This is a genomic window from Sinosporangium album, from assembly GCF_900100605.1.
Classification (GTDB): Bacteria; Actinomycetota; Actinomycetes; order Streptosporangiales; family Streptosporangiaceae; genus Sinosporangium; species Sinosporangium album.
In genome coordinates, this window is record NZ_FNCN01000022.1 from 1 (window position 1) to 14,692 (window position 14,692).

At 63.8% G+C, this 14,692-nt stretch carries 14 protein-coding genes and 1 pseudogene; 7 read left to right on the forward strand and 8 right to left on the reverse strand.

The window, feature by feature from the left end; all coding sequences use genetic code 11:
* Nucleotides 1-347 precede the first annotated feature (347 nt).
* Nucleotides 348-1,172, reverse strand: a complete 825-nt coding sequence (locus BLQ73_RS21165) for a transposase (RefSeq protein ID WP_245691236.1) — start codon at nt 1,170-1,172, stop codon at nt 348-350.
* A gap of 382 nt (nt 1,173-1,554) precedes the next feature.
* Between BLQ73_RS21165 and BLQ73_RS31530 the strand changes: the two genes are divergently transcribed.
* Nucleotides 1,555-2,061 (forward strand): hypothetical protein, encoded by a 507-nt coding sequence (locus BLQ73_RS31530; protein ID WP_143020363.1) that lies wholly within the window; start codon nt 1,555-1,557, stop codon nt 2,059-2,061.
* A gap of 44 nt (nt 2,062-2,105) precedes the next feature.
* On the opposite strand, the gene BLQ73_RS32595 is transcribed toward BLQ73_RS31530, so the two are convergent.
* On the reverse strand, nt 2,106-2,246 hold the full coding sequence (locus BLQ73_RS32595; RefSeq protein WP_176955578.1) for a hypothetical protein: 141 nt from the start codon (nt 2,244-2,246) through the stop codon (nt 2,106-2,108).
* A 408-nt stretch (nt 2,247-2,654) separates the two neighbouring features.
* Here BLQ73_RS32595 and BLQ73_RS32600 point away from each other — a divergent pair, with 408 nt between their 5' ends.
* On the forward strand, nt 2,655-2,807 hold the full coding sequence (locus tag BLQ73_RS32600; RefSeq protein ID WP_176955579.1) for a hypothetical protein: 153 nt from the start codon (nt 2,655-2,657) through the stop codon (nt 2,805-2,807).
* Entirely contained in the window at nt 2,804-3,250 is a 447-nt protein-coding gene (locus tag BLQ73_RS31535; RefSeq protein WP_143020364.1) for a hypothetical protein, read from the forward strand. Before BLQ73_RS32600 ends, BLQ73_RS31535 begins: the two co-directional genes overlap by 4 nt.
* Nucleotides 3,251-3,554: 304 nt before the next feature.
* Here the strand turns inward: BLQ73_RS31535 and BLQ73_RS34190 are convergent, their stop codons facing one another.
* The 4 genes and pseudogenes from BLQ73_RS34190 to BLQ73_RS21185 form a co-directional block, all read right to left on the reverse strand.
* Nucleotides 3,555-4,442, reverse strand: coding sequence for an MFS transporter (locus tag BLQ73_RS34190; RefSeq protein ID WP_275936306.1), 888 nt, complete (start codon nt 4,440-4,442; stop codon nt 3,555-3,557).
* A gap of 67 nt (nt 4,443-4,509) precedes the next feature.
* Nucleotides 4,510-5,022, reverse strand: a pseudogene (locus BLQ73_RS34850) (MFS transporter); the annotation flags it as partial.
* Nucleotides 5,023-5,399: 377 nt separating this feature from the next.
* Nucleotides 5,400-6,626 (reverse strand): TolB family protein, encoded by a 1,227-nt coding sequence (locus tag BLQ73_RS21180; RefSeq protein ID WP_093172566.1) that lies wholly within the window; start codon nt 6,624-6,626, stop codon nt 5,400-5,402.
* Nucleotides 6,623-7,147 (reverse strand): SigE family RNA polymerase sigma factor, encoded by a 525-nt coding sequence (locus BLQ73_RS21185; RefSeq protein ID WP_093172697.1) that lies wholly within the window; start codon nt 7,145-7,147, stop codon nt 6,623-6,625. Before BLQ73_RS21185 ends, BLQ73_RS21180 begins: the two co-directional genes overlap by 4 nt.
* Before the next feature lie 6 nt (nt 7,148-7,153).
* Here BLQ73_RS21185 and BLQ73_RS21190 point away from each other — a divergent pair, with 6 nt between their 5' ends.
* From BLQ73_RS21190 to BLQ73_RS31540, 3 genes are all read left to right on the forward strand, one after another.
* Nucleotides 7,154-7,639: a LamG domain-containing protein gene (locus BLQ73_RS21190; protein ID WP_176955580.1), complete on the forward strand. Its 486-nt coding sequence runs from the start codon at nt 7,154-7,156 to the stop codon at nt 7,637-7,639.
* A 78-nt stretch (nt 7,640-7,717) separates the two neighbouring features.
* Entirely contained in the window at nt 7,718-10,090 is a 2,373-nt protein-coding gene (locus tag BLQ73_RS21195) for an RHS repeat-associated core domain-containing protein (RefSeq protein ID WP_275936308.1), read from the forward strand.
* Nucleotides 10,080-10,736 (forward strand): hypothetical protein, encoded by a 657-nt coding sequence (locus BLQ73_RS31540; protein WP_143020365.1) that lies wholly within the window; start codon nt 10,080-10,082, stop codon nt 10,734-10,736. Before BLQ73_RS21195 ends, BLQ73_RS31540 begins: the two co-directional genes overlap by 11 nt.
* 94 nt (nt 10,737-10,830) lie before the next feature.
* Here BLQ73_RS31540 and BLQ73_RS21200 read toward each other — a convergent pair whose 3' ends face one another.
* Nucleotides 10,831-11,748, reverse strand: coding sequence for a glutathione S-transferase family protein (locus tag BLQ73_RS21200; protein ID WP_093172572.1), 918 nt, complete (start codon nt 11,746-11,748; stop codon nt 10,831-10,833).
* A 76-nt stretch (nt 11,749-11,824) separates the two neighbouring features.
* On the opposite strand from BLQ73_RS21200, the gene BLQ73_RS21205 reads away from it, so the two are divergent.
* The gene (locus tag BLQ73_RS21205) at nt 11,825-12,922 is read left to right on the forward strand and encodes an MBL fold metallo-hydrolase (RefSeq protein ID WP_093172574.1); all 1,098 of its coding nucleotides are present in this window, start codon (nt 11,825-11,827) and stop codon (nt 12,920-12,922) included.
* Here BLQ73_RS21205 and BLQ73_RS21210 read toward each other — a convergent pair.
* On the reverse strand, nt 12,919-14,142 hold the full coding sequence (locus tag BLQ73_RS21210; RefSeq protein WP_093172576.1) for an alpha/beta hydrolase family protein: 1,224 nt from the start codon (nt 14,140-14,142) through the stop codon (nt 12,919-12,921). The two genes, BLQ73_RS21205 and BLQ73_RS21210, sit on opposite strands and share 4 nt — an antisense overlap.
* Nucleotides 14,143-14,692: the final 550 nt, after the last annotated feature.

The window sequence follows — 14,692 nt, forward strand, 5'->3', positions numbered from 1 at the left end:
GCGTTGTTAGTCAGTAAACGTCACCGGGCAAGCCGGGGATTCGGGTGGAGAGTGCTCGTCGCTCTGTCGCCGAACGAGTTCGGCCTGATCAGAATGTATGGAATCGTCGTCACACCCAGGCCCTTCAAGGACTGGCGGGTCAAGCCGAATGTCGGCGGTGAACGACGTCGGTGAGCCGTGTGCGGGAGAACCGCATGCACGGTTCGAGGAGGCGGGGGCTGGAGACGGAAGCGAATTGGCCATGGTCATCGGGGAGAGCACACCCGGCCGGGAAACCGGCGGAGGAAAGGCCCCGAGCCCTACCGTCAATTACGCCACCGCGCCAGCCCCCGACCCTACACTGATTTTCATTTGATCCTGTGATGCTCGAAATGAACAAGGACGAGATCGGCTCGGACGAGGTCGCCCAGCCTGCTCGGGCTGAGAGTGATGTGCTGAAGAGTGGTCCAGCGTTCGGTGAGCAGCGCGAATCCGCGTTCGCCGAGGCAGCACAGTGCGCGCTGGAGGGCGTTGCGGGTGCGGTTGTCGATGCTGAGCGCATTGCCGCAGGAAGGCTGCTTGAACGGGATGACCACGCCTCGAACTGCGCCTTGGTAGCCGGGATCGGCGAGGATCGGCATGGTCTTCGTATAGGGATAGGCGGCGGGCAGGACATGGCGCCGTGCCGCCTCCAGGTCGACCGTGCCGCCGGGCTCGACCTCGGAGGTCCAGATCGGGAACCCGTCCGGTTCGCACAGTGCTTGGACGTTTCCGCCGAAGGCGCCGGTCCTCCCTGAGGACCATTCGTCGATCTCCTCGCCTTTCACGCTGGTGGTCTTGATGCGGCAGCGGTCGGTGTCGAATACCTTGCCGTCCAGGATCAGGTGCGGAACGCCGTCGGTGGCCGCGCGTCCGAGGGCTTCGCGGAGGTCGGGGGCCCGGGCGGCCAGGACGTTGACGGCCTCGTGCGGGTAGCGGTAGGCGGTGGCCTGGGAGATGCCGAACGCCTTGCCGTGCAGGGCGATGTTCGGGCGGGACCGGAACCACGAGATGGCGAATACCGCGTGCTTCCAGCAGGTCGGCGCCCTGCTGCCTTTGGGGGTGCGCCTCAGGGCGCGCTCCCGCCGCAGTGGCCGGCAGACGAACCGGACCAGGTCCCCCGACACGTCGAGCATGGCAGGGTAGGGGATCAACGTGGAGCCTTTCGGTGGTGGAAGAAGTTTGTGGTGAACCACTTCCTACCGGGAGGCTCCACGCTTGTTTGCGACCTCTGCTGTTCGTCCGCGAGTCTGCCCGAATATGATCGATTGTCTCTGAAAAATACCAATCATCCGAATCGATTAGGCTGAGAAAACGTCACTGGGTGCTCTAGTAATCCAACTGGATGTGCGGAGCAGGATATTGAGCGTCAGGTTGGAAAGGGGCCTAAGGGGCGCGTTTCGAAAAGGCTTTTGGTTGACGTAGAAAGCTTTGGAGTGGCATTCCTTTATGCGTTTCATGTCAAGAGTGATACGATCAAGATCAATTTCCGTCAGACGTTCTGTTTGATCTAGGTGGAAGGTGGAGTCGTAGAAAGTGAACCTGGTTCAAGCTGAGCTGGAGCGCTATAACTGGGACAGTATACGCGTGATCACGGGAAAGGCGACAGAGGTTCCTGGTGGAGTCCAGCGCATGCTTACGGGCTACACGGAAGATCAAGTGTCTGGGGCATACTGGGAGCTGGAAAACCGTGTCGTGGTTCAAGGGCAACTATTCGAGGCCGCGCAGTATGTAGTTCCCGCACTGATCGTTGGACTACTTGAAGATCTCGCCCGGCCAGCGCGCCATGCAACGCTTGAACTGCTATTCCAGATCGTCTCGGGCGAATCCCACTTGAGTGAGGTTGAAAGAGGTCTTCCCGATCTGGGGGAATCTTGTCGGCAAAGGGCAAGGGAGGGGTTGTGGGTTATTTATCGAGAGCTTGCAGTTGGGTTATACGCGCCTGCCAGAAGTATCCTAGAGTGTGTTGAGCTGGACAGTATTCGTTTGGCGGACTTTCTGGAGCGTTATTCGAGAAGGAATAAGAGGAAGAAGTCGGTGTGACATGTGTTTCGGACCGGGATGCTGCTCAAAACCTCGGCTGGCACCTATGTACAGATCGCCACGGTCGAGTGCAGGGAGAGTAGCACCATCACCGCCAGTGCCTGATGCCACGGGCCGTTGAGCCTGCCGCGCAACCGCTCGCTCTCGTCGGGGAACCTTGGCGAATACGGTGATGGGGCGGTCACGGGCATCGACTTCGCCGGGGGATGGGTGAGTGGCTCAACCTCGATTCGATCCTTAGCGGGTTCCTCGTCATTGCCTTCCGGATGCAGTGGTCTCAATCTGGGTTAGGCGCTGAGCATGGTGACTATATCCACGACTTCTGCGCTAATCGGTTTCTTGGGGATGTCTGGTGCCAGCGTAGGTTACCCACGCAGTTCGACGTGCGTCGTCGATCAGGTACCGGATCCTCCCTCCGCCAGTGACTTCGTACTGCACCGCTCGGCAGGCTCGCCTTTGTGTGCTCCGCTTCCCAGGCTTCCTTTTAGTTGGTGGTGTCGCTCCGGTTCTTTCTGGGACCGTGGATTGGCGCGGACTGCATCGTACGCTCGGCGTAGGTTGGTTGGGGCCTGGCGTGCGAGGTCTTCCCACCGGTGGCGGCGTCGCTGGTGGCGAAGTGGATCTCGAACACGCTCGGAAATGGCAATCGCTGTATGCGTGAGCTTTTGAAGCGAGCGGATATGCCAGGTAAGAAGAAGAAAATTACGGATGACACGCCTATCTATATTTTAGGATTCCGCAAGTGATGCGTTTCGGATGGGGTAAGCGCCGCAAGCGCGCATGGCCCCAGATTGAAAATCGGGGCGGATTTCTAGGTAGGGGAGATATTAAGAAGGTATCTCTCGATGAGATTAAACGTATGGTTCAGTATGCAAAGGCAAGTCATTGGAGTGCGCAAGCGCGCCCGGTGTGGCTGGATGATCACCGTGCATCAATCTCAGGACTCTACCTAACATTCCTGTATGAGGAATCCGAAGGCTGCTTCCGGTGCTTGGTAACAGCCCTATTCTCGGAAGGAGGGGGTGGTCATTTCTCGCTGGATATTGCGGGAGATCAATTCGATAACCTTCCCGACTTGGAAGGGTTTGCCGTAATCGAACTAGCGCATCGCTTCTTGCAGTCGTTTCCAACGATTCCGCTTGATGACGAGCAGCGGGCTGCGTGGGAGCGTGTCTACGGCGAGAATTAGTTAATTCACTTGACTTTCAAAAACTGACGGTCGATGATTTGAGGTGTAGGTCACTTAGCAAGCCGTCTGGCGATTATGTTGATGGTGTGCTGTCGAAGCCACGGCCATCCGACAGAAATGATCCGGAAAGAGTGTGACGCGAAGGCCGGTCATCTCCCTGGTCGGCCCTCCGGAAGGGATACCGAACTAGCCGCCCTTATTGGATCCGTCGAATTCGGGCAGGACGACAGTAAGCGCGGGAGGTCGCTGAAAGCATGTGTACACGAGAACGATGGCTTCATCGCAGGCATTCAGCCCTGTATGGCTACACCTGACCAGCTGGGAGAGATCGGATGCTCTCGTAATTCAACTGGATGTGCTGAGTAGGATATTGAACGCCGGGCCGGGAAGGGGTCGACGTGCCTCCGAGGTTGACCAGGACGCCGGCGACAGCCGTACCGAATGCTGTGGACAGTGACGTCACTGTCGCGATGCCCGCGGCCGCAGCTCTGCCCTCCTCGGGGTCGGTGGTGGCTGACATCGCGGCGACCGACAGGTGCGGGTAGGCGAGCCCGATCCCGGCGCCGGCGATCAGCAGCGCCGGCACCCAGGTCGCTACGAGCCAGACCGGTGGGTCTTCCCGCTGCATTAGCGCCAGGGCGAGGAAACCTCCCGAGAGCAGGACGGGTCCGAGCGTGCACAGTCGGCGCACGGCGCGTTCGGCGACGGCCGACGAGCTGAAGATCTGGGTCGCGGACCACCCGAGGGAGATGGCCGCGGCGAACAAGCCCGCCACGAGCGGTGGCAACCCGGCCGACTCCTGCCCGAACAGCGGGAGGAAGGACTCGACGGCGACGCCGAAGGCCAGTAGCCCGATCGTGAGGTAGATCCACTTCATGGGGGAGTCCGCGCGGTAGGTCGCGCGGGGGAAGACCCGGAGGTCGCTGCGCCGCTCATACACGACGAACCCGGCGATCAACGCCGCCGCCCCCGCGATGCCAGCGGCCATCGCCACGGCACCGGGCAGCACCGAGACCACGCTGACGGCGGCGGTCGCGGCGGTGACCAGGGCCAGCGACACGACGGGGATCGGGGCCCGCGCCCCGCCGCGCTCCCCGCGGGGCAGCACCCGGGGGACGACCGCCCCGCCCACGACGGCCGCGCCCGCCCTCAGCACGAACGCCGACCGCCACTCCCCAAACTGGGCGAACATGCCGCCGCGCCGGGCCCACAAGATTGCCTATGCCGTACATCGCCGACATCAAAGCGCTGCCGCGCGTCCAGAGGCGCGGCGGCAACGCCGAGCGGATCACCGCGTACGCGAGCCCCGACAGCAGGCCCGCGCCGAGCCCCTGCACTGCGCGGCCGATGAGCAGCACCGGCATCGACGGGCTCACCGTACATACCAGCGAGCCTGCCGCGAACACCCCGAAACCGATCAGGTAGGCGCCGACGTTGCCCCATCGGGAGAGGAACCGGCTGACGAGCATCGTCATGACGACCATGGCCACGAGGTAGACCGTGAGGTTCCACGCGTAGAAGCTCGCGCCGCCGAGGTCGGCGACTGCGGTGGGCAGCAGGCTCGCGGTCAGGTAGATGTTGACGGCGCCGACGAGCACCCCACCCGCCAGCACGATGACGGCACCGCGATGCTCCGCGCCGAGGAGGTCCCGCCACGGGGCGGGGGAGCCGCTCACGATCCCGCTCCCGCCGCCGGTACGGCGACAGCCGGGGAGGGCTGATGTGAGAGGCGGGTGAAGTGTGCTCCGTCGGCGGGGACGGGGGCGGCGCACGCGGATCGGCGGCGGAGGGCCTCGGGAGGGAGGGTGGGTGAGACGACGCGTGCCGAAGTGGGGCAGGGCACGACAGCACGCTCGCAGTTGGCGGATGTCATGACTTCAAGGCTTGGTTGAAGCGACTCCGGAGACTTTTCCGCATGTGCCGCCGTGAACACCGTGGCCGCCCGGCGGAAACCCTCCACCCGAGGTTGAACGCGGGCGTCCTCCCGACCCGATGGAGAACCGCTTCGCCGCCCCCGATTACGCGGCGGAGCTCACGGCTGTGGTTGAGGTGCCGGTCGACGGGCACGCGCGCCGAGTGGAAGGGGTCCCGGCTGGTCGGCCATTCGGCGGGCGGCGCGAGCTCGGCGACGGCACTGGCGGTACGCGGGTTATGGGATCTTGGATAGGTCGATCAGATAGCGGCCGCTTTTGATGTGGTAGGTCATGAAACGGCCGGAGTGGTCGGTGCGGGGGACTTCGCCGCGGGTGGTGGGCTCCCCGCGGATTCCGAGGTCGGCGAAGGCACCCGTGTCCACGTCATACAGACCGAGTCCGGGGCCCTCGTCCCAGACGTCGCGGAGGTAGAAGCGGCTCTGGCTCGGCCGACCCAAGATCTGGTAGCCGGCCGGGATCTCCTTCTGCTGCGAGCCGTTCCGGTGCCGGGTGAAGGCCTTGCCGTCCTCAGCGGTCCCCACGCACCACTCCACCCTGCAGGCGAACATCCGCTCGCCTTCCTTGACGAGGGCTGAGCTGCTCTCCCCGGTCTCCAGATTGACGAGACGCGTGTAAGGCGCCTCGTCAGGGGTAGCGGGGATGTACGGCGAACCGGCCCACGGCCAGGACATTAGGTGCAACCCGGCGCCGCCCTCGACAGGCGTCACGGCGCCTCCCGCCAGCGGAACGCTGAACACTCCACCTTTCCGGACGGAGAACGTGATCTTGCCGTTGGCGAGATCGAAGCCGCTGGGCGAGAAGAAGCGGTCCCCCTGGTCCCTCTCGGCCTTCTGCTCGGCCACCTGCCGCGGCTCACCGCCCTCCAGAGGGACGGTCCAGATCTGCATGCGGTTGTCCTTAGACGCGGTCCACCACGCCACCTGTCCGTCGCTGACGCGAAAATCGGCGGGAAAGTACTCCGTCCCCTTTGGAGCGGGCAGGTCCGTGATCTTGCGCAACTTCTTGTCGACCAGGTCGTAGGCATAGATCGCCTCGCTGCGCTCCCACGTGCGCCAGGCCTTCAGAAGCAGCGTCCGATCGTCGAGCAGCACGGCCGGGTACAGCTCCCGCCCCTCGCCGTCCATGCTCGGCAGCTTGTGCACGGCCTGCGGCCACACCTCCCCGATGGGCTCGGGCACGCCGTCCGACGTGGTGACCGCCGCCGAGGGGGTGCTCAGGGGCGCGGCGGCCGGTGGCGGCCCCTGCTCGCCACCGACACGCAACCCCAGAACACCTCCCCCCGCGATCACCGCCACCGCCGCCGCCGCGAGCAGCGTCTGAGACCGCTGCCTACGCCGCCGGTAGCCCTTCTCCAGTTCTTCCGCCGCCGCGCCGGACAGGCGAGGCGCCCCGCCGGCCGCCTGCGCCAAGGTCTTGCGCAGCGTGTTCTCAACGTCGTTCATCGCCGTTCCCCCTGCTTGGACGTGACGCTTCCGCAAATGCCGAGACCGTCCGCCGGTACGGCGGAGCGAAGCTTGTCGAGCGCCCGCGACACTTGGCTCCGCACGGTGCCCCGGGAGATGCCCAAGGTCGACGCGATCTCCTCGTCGCTGAGATCCTCGTAGTAGCGCAGAACCACCACAGCCCGCTGCTTGCGCGGCAGCCCGGCCAGTGCCTCCCACATGGTCTGCTCGAAGCCGCTGGGGATCGTGTCGAGGTGGCTCTGCTCAGGCAACTCCCAGGTGAGCAGTTCGCGTCGGCGCAACCGCCAGGCAGCTGTATGCGTGCGCGCCATAATGGTGCGCACGTACTTCTCGGCGTTCTCCTCGGCCTTGAGCCGTCTCCAGGCGGCACGTAACTTGAGCAGCGCCTCCTGCACCAGGTCGGCCGCGTCATGCGGATTCCCGGCCAGGACGTGGCCGTAGCGCAGCAGCGCATCGCCTCGTTCGGCGACGAACTCCGCGAACCGGGGATCGGTTTCCACCCACCCATGCCCTTCGTCGTCTCTGTCACCTCTCAGTGGGCGCCGAAGGGCAAACTGTTGCATCTGCCGGTGGAATTTGTGGGCTGCCGCTTCCGAGAACCTCCGCCAAGCATCACCACGGAAGCCGATGCCCCCCACACGGTGAGTGCGTGGGTACGGCTGACGCGTGGCGACCTCAATGCCTCGGTGGCGAGCCAGAACGGCGCAACCAAGAACGCCTTCAAGCTTGCCTACGCGCCCGGCGACGGCAAATGGCGCTTCGTGACCTACGACAGCGACAGCGCGACAGCGGCAGAGAAGCGGGCGGTGTCCAATCGCAGCGCCAAGTTGAACGAATGGACCCACCTCGCCGGTGTCTACGACGCGGGGGCGAACCGCATCCGCCTGTACGAGAACGGTGAACTGGTCGCCGCCAACACCGTGACCGGCACCTTCAACGCCACAGGCGGTTTCCTCATCGGCCGCAGCCAGAACAACGGCGCCTACGAGTAGTCGTTCCGCGGCGACATCGACGAGGTCCAGGCGTACGGCAGGGCTCTCGCCGGCGAGGAAATCCGCTCCCTGGCCGGAATCACGCCCACGGTAAGCTACACCTACGACGCCGCTGGGCGGGTCACCAGGCTCACCGACGCGCGTGGGTCGAACTGGAATACGGAGTACGACGCTCTTGGCAACCGCGTGCGTGTCACCGAGCCGGGCCCGAACGGCCAGCCAGGCGGGCAGTGGGTATACGAGTACGACAACCTCGGCGAACAAATCGGTGTAGTCGACCCGACGGGCGTCAGGACCGGCAGCACGTACGATGACCTCGGCCGCGCGATCACCGCGACCATCGTCGAGCGCAAACCCACGCTCAGCACGCACACGACGAACCTTGAGTACAACGATGCCGGCAACAAGACCAAGGAGATCCGCCCTGGAGGGCGCACCACCCTCTACGAGGTGAATGCCGTAGGCGAGGTGGCCGTCGAGACCGACCCGACCGGCAACGTCACGCGGTTCGCCTATGACTTGGCTGGTCGTGATACGAAGGTGACCAATCCTCTCGGCAACGCGACCGTCACGGAATACGACCTGGCGGGAAGAAAGACCGGGGTCAAGAACCTCGACAGCGTGGGGACCGTGCTTCGCGAAGCGTCCACCGGCTACGACGCGGATGGTAATCCGATCACGGAGACCTCGGCCGAAGGCCACGCGATCAGCCGGGTCTTCGACGCTGCAGGCCGGGTGACGCAGCTCGTTGAACCCTTGACCGCTACACAGTCGATCACTACGACATTCGGCTACGACACCGCGGGCAACCGCACCCGCACCACCGACGGACGTGGGAACGCCGTCTGGACTACCTACAACAGCTTTGGCCTGGTGGAAGGCGTCACCGAGCCGGCCACTTCCACCTATCCGAATGTCGCTGATCGCACATGGACCAGCGTCTACGACACGGCAGGTAAGGAGATCACGACTGTTCAGCCCGGAGGAGCTCGCATCGACAGAACCTTCGACCAGCTGGGCAATCTCACTCGCCAGACCGGTGCAGGCGCCGAGACCGCAACGGCCGAGCGCACATTCGGCTATGACCTCGCCGGTCGGCCCACCGCCTTCGGCGACTTCGCCATTGATTACAACGATCGCGGGCTCTTGATGAAGGTCGTCAAGGGAGCTGCTCAGGAAAGTGCCTACTCGTATGACGGGGTCGGCAACCTCCTCCAGCGCGTCGACGCTGCGGGAACGGCGAACTACACGTGGGATGCCGCCGACCGATTGTCGACTGCGACCGATCCGGTCGCGGGCCGCACCCTCACCTACGGCTACGACACGGCCAGCCGAGTGACATCAGTAACCGCAACTGGGCAGGCCAGCGAGCAGACGTTCGGCTATGACAACCTGGACCGGCGGATTAGCCACACGGTGAAGAACGGCACCGGCGGCCAGCTGGCACTGATCAATTACGGGTGGGACAAAGATGACAACCTTGTCTCCAAGACCACCACAGGCGTCGCAGGCGCAGGCACCAATACCTACGGGTACGACCGAGCAGGACGTCTGATCTCCTGGACAGACCCTGCCAGTACCACAACGTCCTATGAATGGGACGCCGCCGGCAACCGCACCAAAGCCGGAAACACGGTGTTCACCTACGACGAGCGTAACCGTCTGACAGCCAGTGGGGGCACTAACTACACTTACACGCCACGCGGCACACTGAGCGGGGAAACCGCTAATGGAACCACCAAGAACCTGGTATTCGATGCCTTTGACCGGCTCATCAGCGATGGCTCCATCACATATGGCTACGATGCGCTCAACCGGGTCGGCTCCCGCACCGACGGTGGCACCGTTCAGCGTTTCACCTACAGCGGTCTCGACAATGATCTCGCCGCCGTCACCGATGCCGGTGGCGTGCTCCAGGCGAAGTACAGCCGTGATCCTTCTGGACAGCTGATGGCCCTGCAAGAAGGCGGTGGCGCCGCTGTCGCAGTCCTCCACGACCTGCGTGGAGACTTGGTGGCGACCTTCACCTCCACCACCATCACCGACTCCGTGGCGTATAGCCCCTTCGGTGAGATCGTCGCTGAATCCGGAACACGCAAGAACCTCGGCTACCAGGGCGAGTACACGGACCCGGTTTCCGGCAAGGTGAACATGCTGGCTCGCTGGTACCAGCCCGGCAATGGGGGATTCGTCTCACGGGACACGATGACGTTGCCTCCCGGTCCCAGCGTTCAAGCCAACCGCTACACCTACGCCAACGCGTCTCCGCTCGCGAGTGTTGACCCGACCAGGCATTACACGCTCGATATCAGGCGAAGTATAAAGGGATTTCGGAAGGTTCAAAGATTATCACGTATGAGCTGTGGTATCAGACGACGAATTGGCTACCTATTGCCCTCCAGCGCAAGAGGGCCGTACAATATCGTTAGGAGGATTAAAAGTGTCCAGTAAGTTAACCATAAGCATAGGCATCGTAATTGTCCTGCTGGTCATTGTCGCAGGGTGCGGATCTATCCCAGCGGTTGATCATCGTAATTCTGCATCAGGCGTGCACAGTGCGAGTGCGGGCCGAGTCAGCATCGATTCACTTTTGGTAGAGGATAATTTAATACCAGGCGCCATTAAGCAGAAGTTTGCGATCGCGGGACGGACTTCTGACAAGGTCGGCGAAGTTCTGCTAGAGATGACTCAGGCCGAAGAAAATCTTTCACGTACATGGATAGATGCCGATCAGGTGCCGTCCATAACTCAAATCGTCACTAGGTTCTCAGGTCCCAGCGATGCAGGCGAGGACTATCGGAGTGCGCCGCATGGAAGGAATTACCATGTAGTCGATGGCCTTAAGGCGCATACTGTTCTTCAGTCGGATTTTTCGCTGAAAGCCGATTCGTCCAGAATCTTCTGCGTAGAATATAGGACGGAATTTTCCCCGGACGATTGTCGGCGCTGGGGTTGGCGTGCATGCTATGGAAGCTTCGTTGTCGACATAATCGCGCTAAAATTCGTCGGTGATAATCAATATATTCGTATCGACAGAAGGGAATTTGTGGAGTTGGTGGTGGCGGTTGATGCCCATATTGCACAGGTCCTGCATTAGCAGCACGCTGTCGGCGACGGCTACAAGGGCAATTAATGCGATCGCGCTGCCAGGCATTACGGCCGTATGAGCCGCTATTCCGTTAGGGGTGGAATTAAGCGCGGTTGTGGGGGGCGTTCCAGTCGAGGTCGGGGCCGAGGGGGACTATTTGGCTGGGGTTCACATTGGTTTGGGTGATGTAGTAGTGGCGTTTGATGTGGTCGAAGTCGGTGGTTTCGTGGAAGGCGGGGTGTTGGTAGAGGTCGCGCGCGTAGGCCCAGAGGGCGGGGTAGTCGGTGAGGCGGCGGAGTGAGCATTTGAAGTGGGAGTAGTAGACGGGGTCGAATCTGGCGAGGGTGGTGTAGAGCCGTACGTCGCTGTCGGTGAGGTGGGGGCCGTGGAGGTAGCGCTGGTGGGTGAGGCGGTTTTCCAGGGTGTCGAGGGTGGTGAAGACGCGGGTGACGGCTTCTTTGTATTTGGGTTGGCTGCGGGCGAAGCCGGCTTCGTAGACGGCGTTGTTGATGCCGCTGTAGAGCCGGTCGTTCATGGTGTCGATGTCGTGGCGTAGGTGGGTGGGGTAGAGGTCGGGGGCGCCTGGGGCATGCCAGGGGGCGAAGGCGGTTTCGAGGGTGATGGTGAGTTGGGGGTAGTCGTTGGTGACGAGTCTTTTCTCGTGGGTGTCCCAGATGCAGGGGACGGTGTAGCGGCCGGTGTATTCGGGGTCGGTGGCGAGGTAGAGCTCGGAGAGGTAGGCGGCGCCGGTGGTGGGGTCGCGGTCGGCGGGGGAGAGGGTGAAGCGCCAGCCTTTGTCGTCGCGGATGGGGTCGACGATGGTGACGCCGATGATGTCGTCGAGGCCGAGGAGGCGGCGCACGATGAGTGAGCGCTGGGCCCAGGGGCAGGCGTAGGAGGCGTAGAGGTGATAGCGCCCGGGGGCCGGTGGGTAGGGGCCGTCGGGTTGGATGCGCTCGGTGAATCGGTTGGGTTGGCGGACGAAACGGCCGTCGCCTGTGATTTCACGTCCCAGCTTCATAGTCTCCACGCTACGACCCCTCGTCAGAACGCTGTTCGGTAGAGGGGCACAATCGGGGGTGGCGAAAGGAGCGCTGATGGCAGGCGCGGCCCGAGGGGTGACTCCGGCGAACGAGGCGCAGCGTACGGCGTGGCGCACGGGGGGTTTTCCGGATGTCGAGAAGGTGCGGCCGGGGGTGTGGTCCATTCCGGTGCCGATTCCGCAGAACCCGCTGAGATACGTGTTGGTATACGCGTTGGAGGTCCCCGACGGGGTGGTGATCGTGGATGCGGGGTGGGACACCGACGAGGCGTACGCGGCGCTGCGGGAGGGGCTGGCGACGGCGGGTTACGTGATCGGGGATGTGAAGGGTGTCCTGGTGACGCACATCCACGCTGACCATTACGGTTTGGCGGGGCGCGTGCGGGAGGATTCCGGGGCGTGGGTGGGTCTGCATCCGGCGGACGCGGCGCTGATCAGGGACCGTTATGACGACGATTATCTCGACGGGCTGATCGAGCGGGAACGCTCCGCGTTGAGGATCGCGGGGGCGCCGGAGGAGATGCTGGACGAGCTCGCGGGGTCGTCGAAGATGCTGCGGGCGTTCGTCACCGTCGTGAAGCCGGACCGGTTGATCGAGGACGGTGAACGGCTCGACCTGCCTGGCTGGAATCTGCGGGCGTTGTGGACTCCCGGGCATTCGCCGGGCCATCTGTGTTTTGTGGAGCCGGATCGCCGGCTGCTCTTCTCCGGTGACCACGTTCTGCCGAGGATCACGCCCATCGTGGCGGTTCACACGCAGTCTCCACCCAATCCGCTGGCGGACTATCTGGACGCGTTGGCGAAGGTGCGCGATGAGGCGGTGGACGAGGTGCTGCCGGCGCATGAATACCGGTTCTTGGAATTGGCCGACCGGGTTGACCACGTGATCGCCCACCATCATGAGCGGCTGGAGGAGATCGAAGAGCAGTTGGCGCTCAAGAGTGGCGTGACGTGCTGGGAGCTGGCGACGAGCCTGACCTGGTCGCGGCCGTGGGACACCATTGTGCCGTTCATGCGCCGGGCGGCGAACAACGAGACCTTGGCGCACCTGGTGTGGCTGGAGGCGCGCGGCCGGGTGCGGCGGGAGGTGGGGGAGCGGGAGAGGTGGCATGTGCCGTACGGCGTTGCCGCCGACGGGCGTGGAGAAGGCTAGGGGACGAAGCGCATTTCGGGGTGTTTGCGGGAGGGGCCGTTGAGGAGTTGGCCGCCGCGGCCGCGTAGGTGGTGGTTGAAGAACGCGGCGATGTAGGTGTGCTGGACGGCGATCGAGCGGGCCGGGTCGATGCGGCCGATGCGCTGGGCGTAGGTGTGCGGCGGCAGGCGCAGGGCTCTGATGAGTTGCGGGAAGAGCCATTGGGAGTCGTCGAAGCTGTTGTGGGCGGAGCCGATGAGGGTGAAGTCGCGTTTCCAGCCTCGCTGGTTCACCCAGAATTCGCGCCACGACGGGTTGCCGGGGCCGTCGGGCAGGTGGTTGATGTCGTAGACTTCGCCGGTTTCGGGGTGGACGAACTGTGCGCCGATGAGCATGAAGGGCCGGTCGAGCCCGTGCTCGGCGACGTTGCCGAGCTCGTATGGTTCGACGAGGCCGTGCGCCATGATGCCGTCGAGGTTGACCCCGGCGAGAATGCGGGGGTCGTTGTACATGGATTCGCCGGCGGCGTATCCCCCGTAGGAGTGGCCGACCATGCCGACTTTTGACAGGTTGAGCCCGTCGCGCAAGCCGTACGGCAGGCGGGGGTGCTTGCTGCCGAGGGCGGAGAGGGCGTCCAGGAGGAAGGAGATGTCGGCGACGCGGGCGTCGATGGTCTTCTTCATGGTGACGGGGTCGATGGAGATGTGCTCGGGGCCGTATTCGACGCGTCCGCCGGGGAATTCGACGACGGGGGATTCGTAGGTGTGGTCGACCGTCACGACCGCGTATCCGCGGTCGGCGAGCCCTTCCACAAGGGCGGTGTTGAATTCGCGCGCGCTCGGATAGCCGCCGGAGACCAGGATGACGGGCAGCCCGTGGCGCGGCCTTTTCACGGGGGCGTCGATGTGCGATCCGGCGCGGATCGCGGCCCAGTCGATGACGCCGGGCGGGGTGGTGGTGGGGTCGAGCGTCTTGTCGATGAGGTCGGCGACGGGTTTCGAGAGCCATGGCGCGCGGTGGAATTGCTTCACGGACGCGGCCGGGTAGGTGATCGTGGCCATGAGTTCTCGGGGGCGGTCGGGTTTCCACGGGTCGGGCCGGTCGTGGTCGACGAGGTGGAGGGTCGTACGGCCGAGGCCGTGTCGGCCGGTGAGTTTCGGTGGCTGGGGTATGGCGGGTTTGACGGGGGAGGCCAGGGGAGGAGCCAAGGTCGCGGTTTCCGCACTTGCTGGGGATGGCATGGGGACTCCTTCACGGTTGCGGGGTGGTCGCTCGGCGCGCGGGTTGCTCGTGAGATCGGCCTGGTGGGGGCATGCGTCTGACCGAGGCCAACGCTGCCCGAGGCCGACTCGTCAACCTTAGTTGACGCACAGGTCTGGAGTCAACGTATGTTGACGAAGGCGGTTTGGCATTTCAGGGTAAACAGGTAGGAAATATTGACTTTGTGCCGCCTGGGTGCGTACTGTCGGATCATGAGCCAGGGCCAGTACCTGACGAGGCGCATGCATGTGGACTTCGGCCACGTGGTCAGCGCCCAGTGTTGTCGCATGCCGTAGGGCACGATCCGAGGACCGACTCTCTCTCCGGGCGGATTGGGCGGGGTGTCCGCGCCGTATGGCGCGCCTCGCCGGCGCCGCCCCTTCCGGTCGACAGACGACCGGCTTTCAGATAACCGGCTTTCAGACGACCGGCGGCGAAGCGGACGGACCTCCCGCGGGCGTGCGTGCAGTGCGCGCCTGGAAATCCTGACCCTGAACACACGGGAGAAGCCTGAGGGAATGCCCGGCGCTT

What these genes read in the sequence shown, in the direction of transcription:
- BLQ73_RS34190 (WP_275936306.1), bottom strand. Translation starts at nt 4,442, where the DNA reads ATGTTCGCCCAGTTTGGGGAGTGGCGGTCGGCGTTCGTGCTGAGGGCG.
- BLQ73_RS21180 (WP_093172566.1), bottom strand. Translation starts at nt 6,626, where the DNA reads ATGAACGACGTTGAGAACACGCTGCGCAAGACCTTGGCGCAGGCGGCC.
- BLQ73_RS21190 (WP_176955580.1), top strand. Translation starts at nt 7,154, where the DNA reads ATGCCCTTCGTCGTCTCTGTCACCTCTCAGTGGGCGCCGAAGGGCAAA.
- BLQ73_RS21200 (WP_093172572.1), bottom strand. Translation starts at nt 11,748, where the DNA reads ATGAAGCTGGGACGTGAAATCACAGGCGACGGCCGTTTCGTCCGCCAA.
- BLQ73_RS21205 (WP_093172574.1), top strand. Translation starts at nt 11,825, where the DNA reads ATGGCAGGCGCGGCCCGAGGGGTGACTCCGGCGAACGAGGCGCAGCGT.
- BLQ73_RS21210 (WP_093172576.1), bottom strand. Translation starts at nt 14,142, where the DNA reads ATGCCATCCCCAGCAAGTGCGGAAACCGCGACCTTGGCTCCTCCCCTG.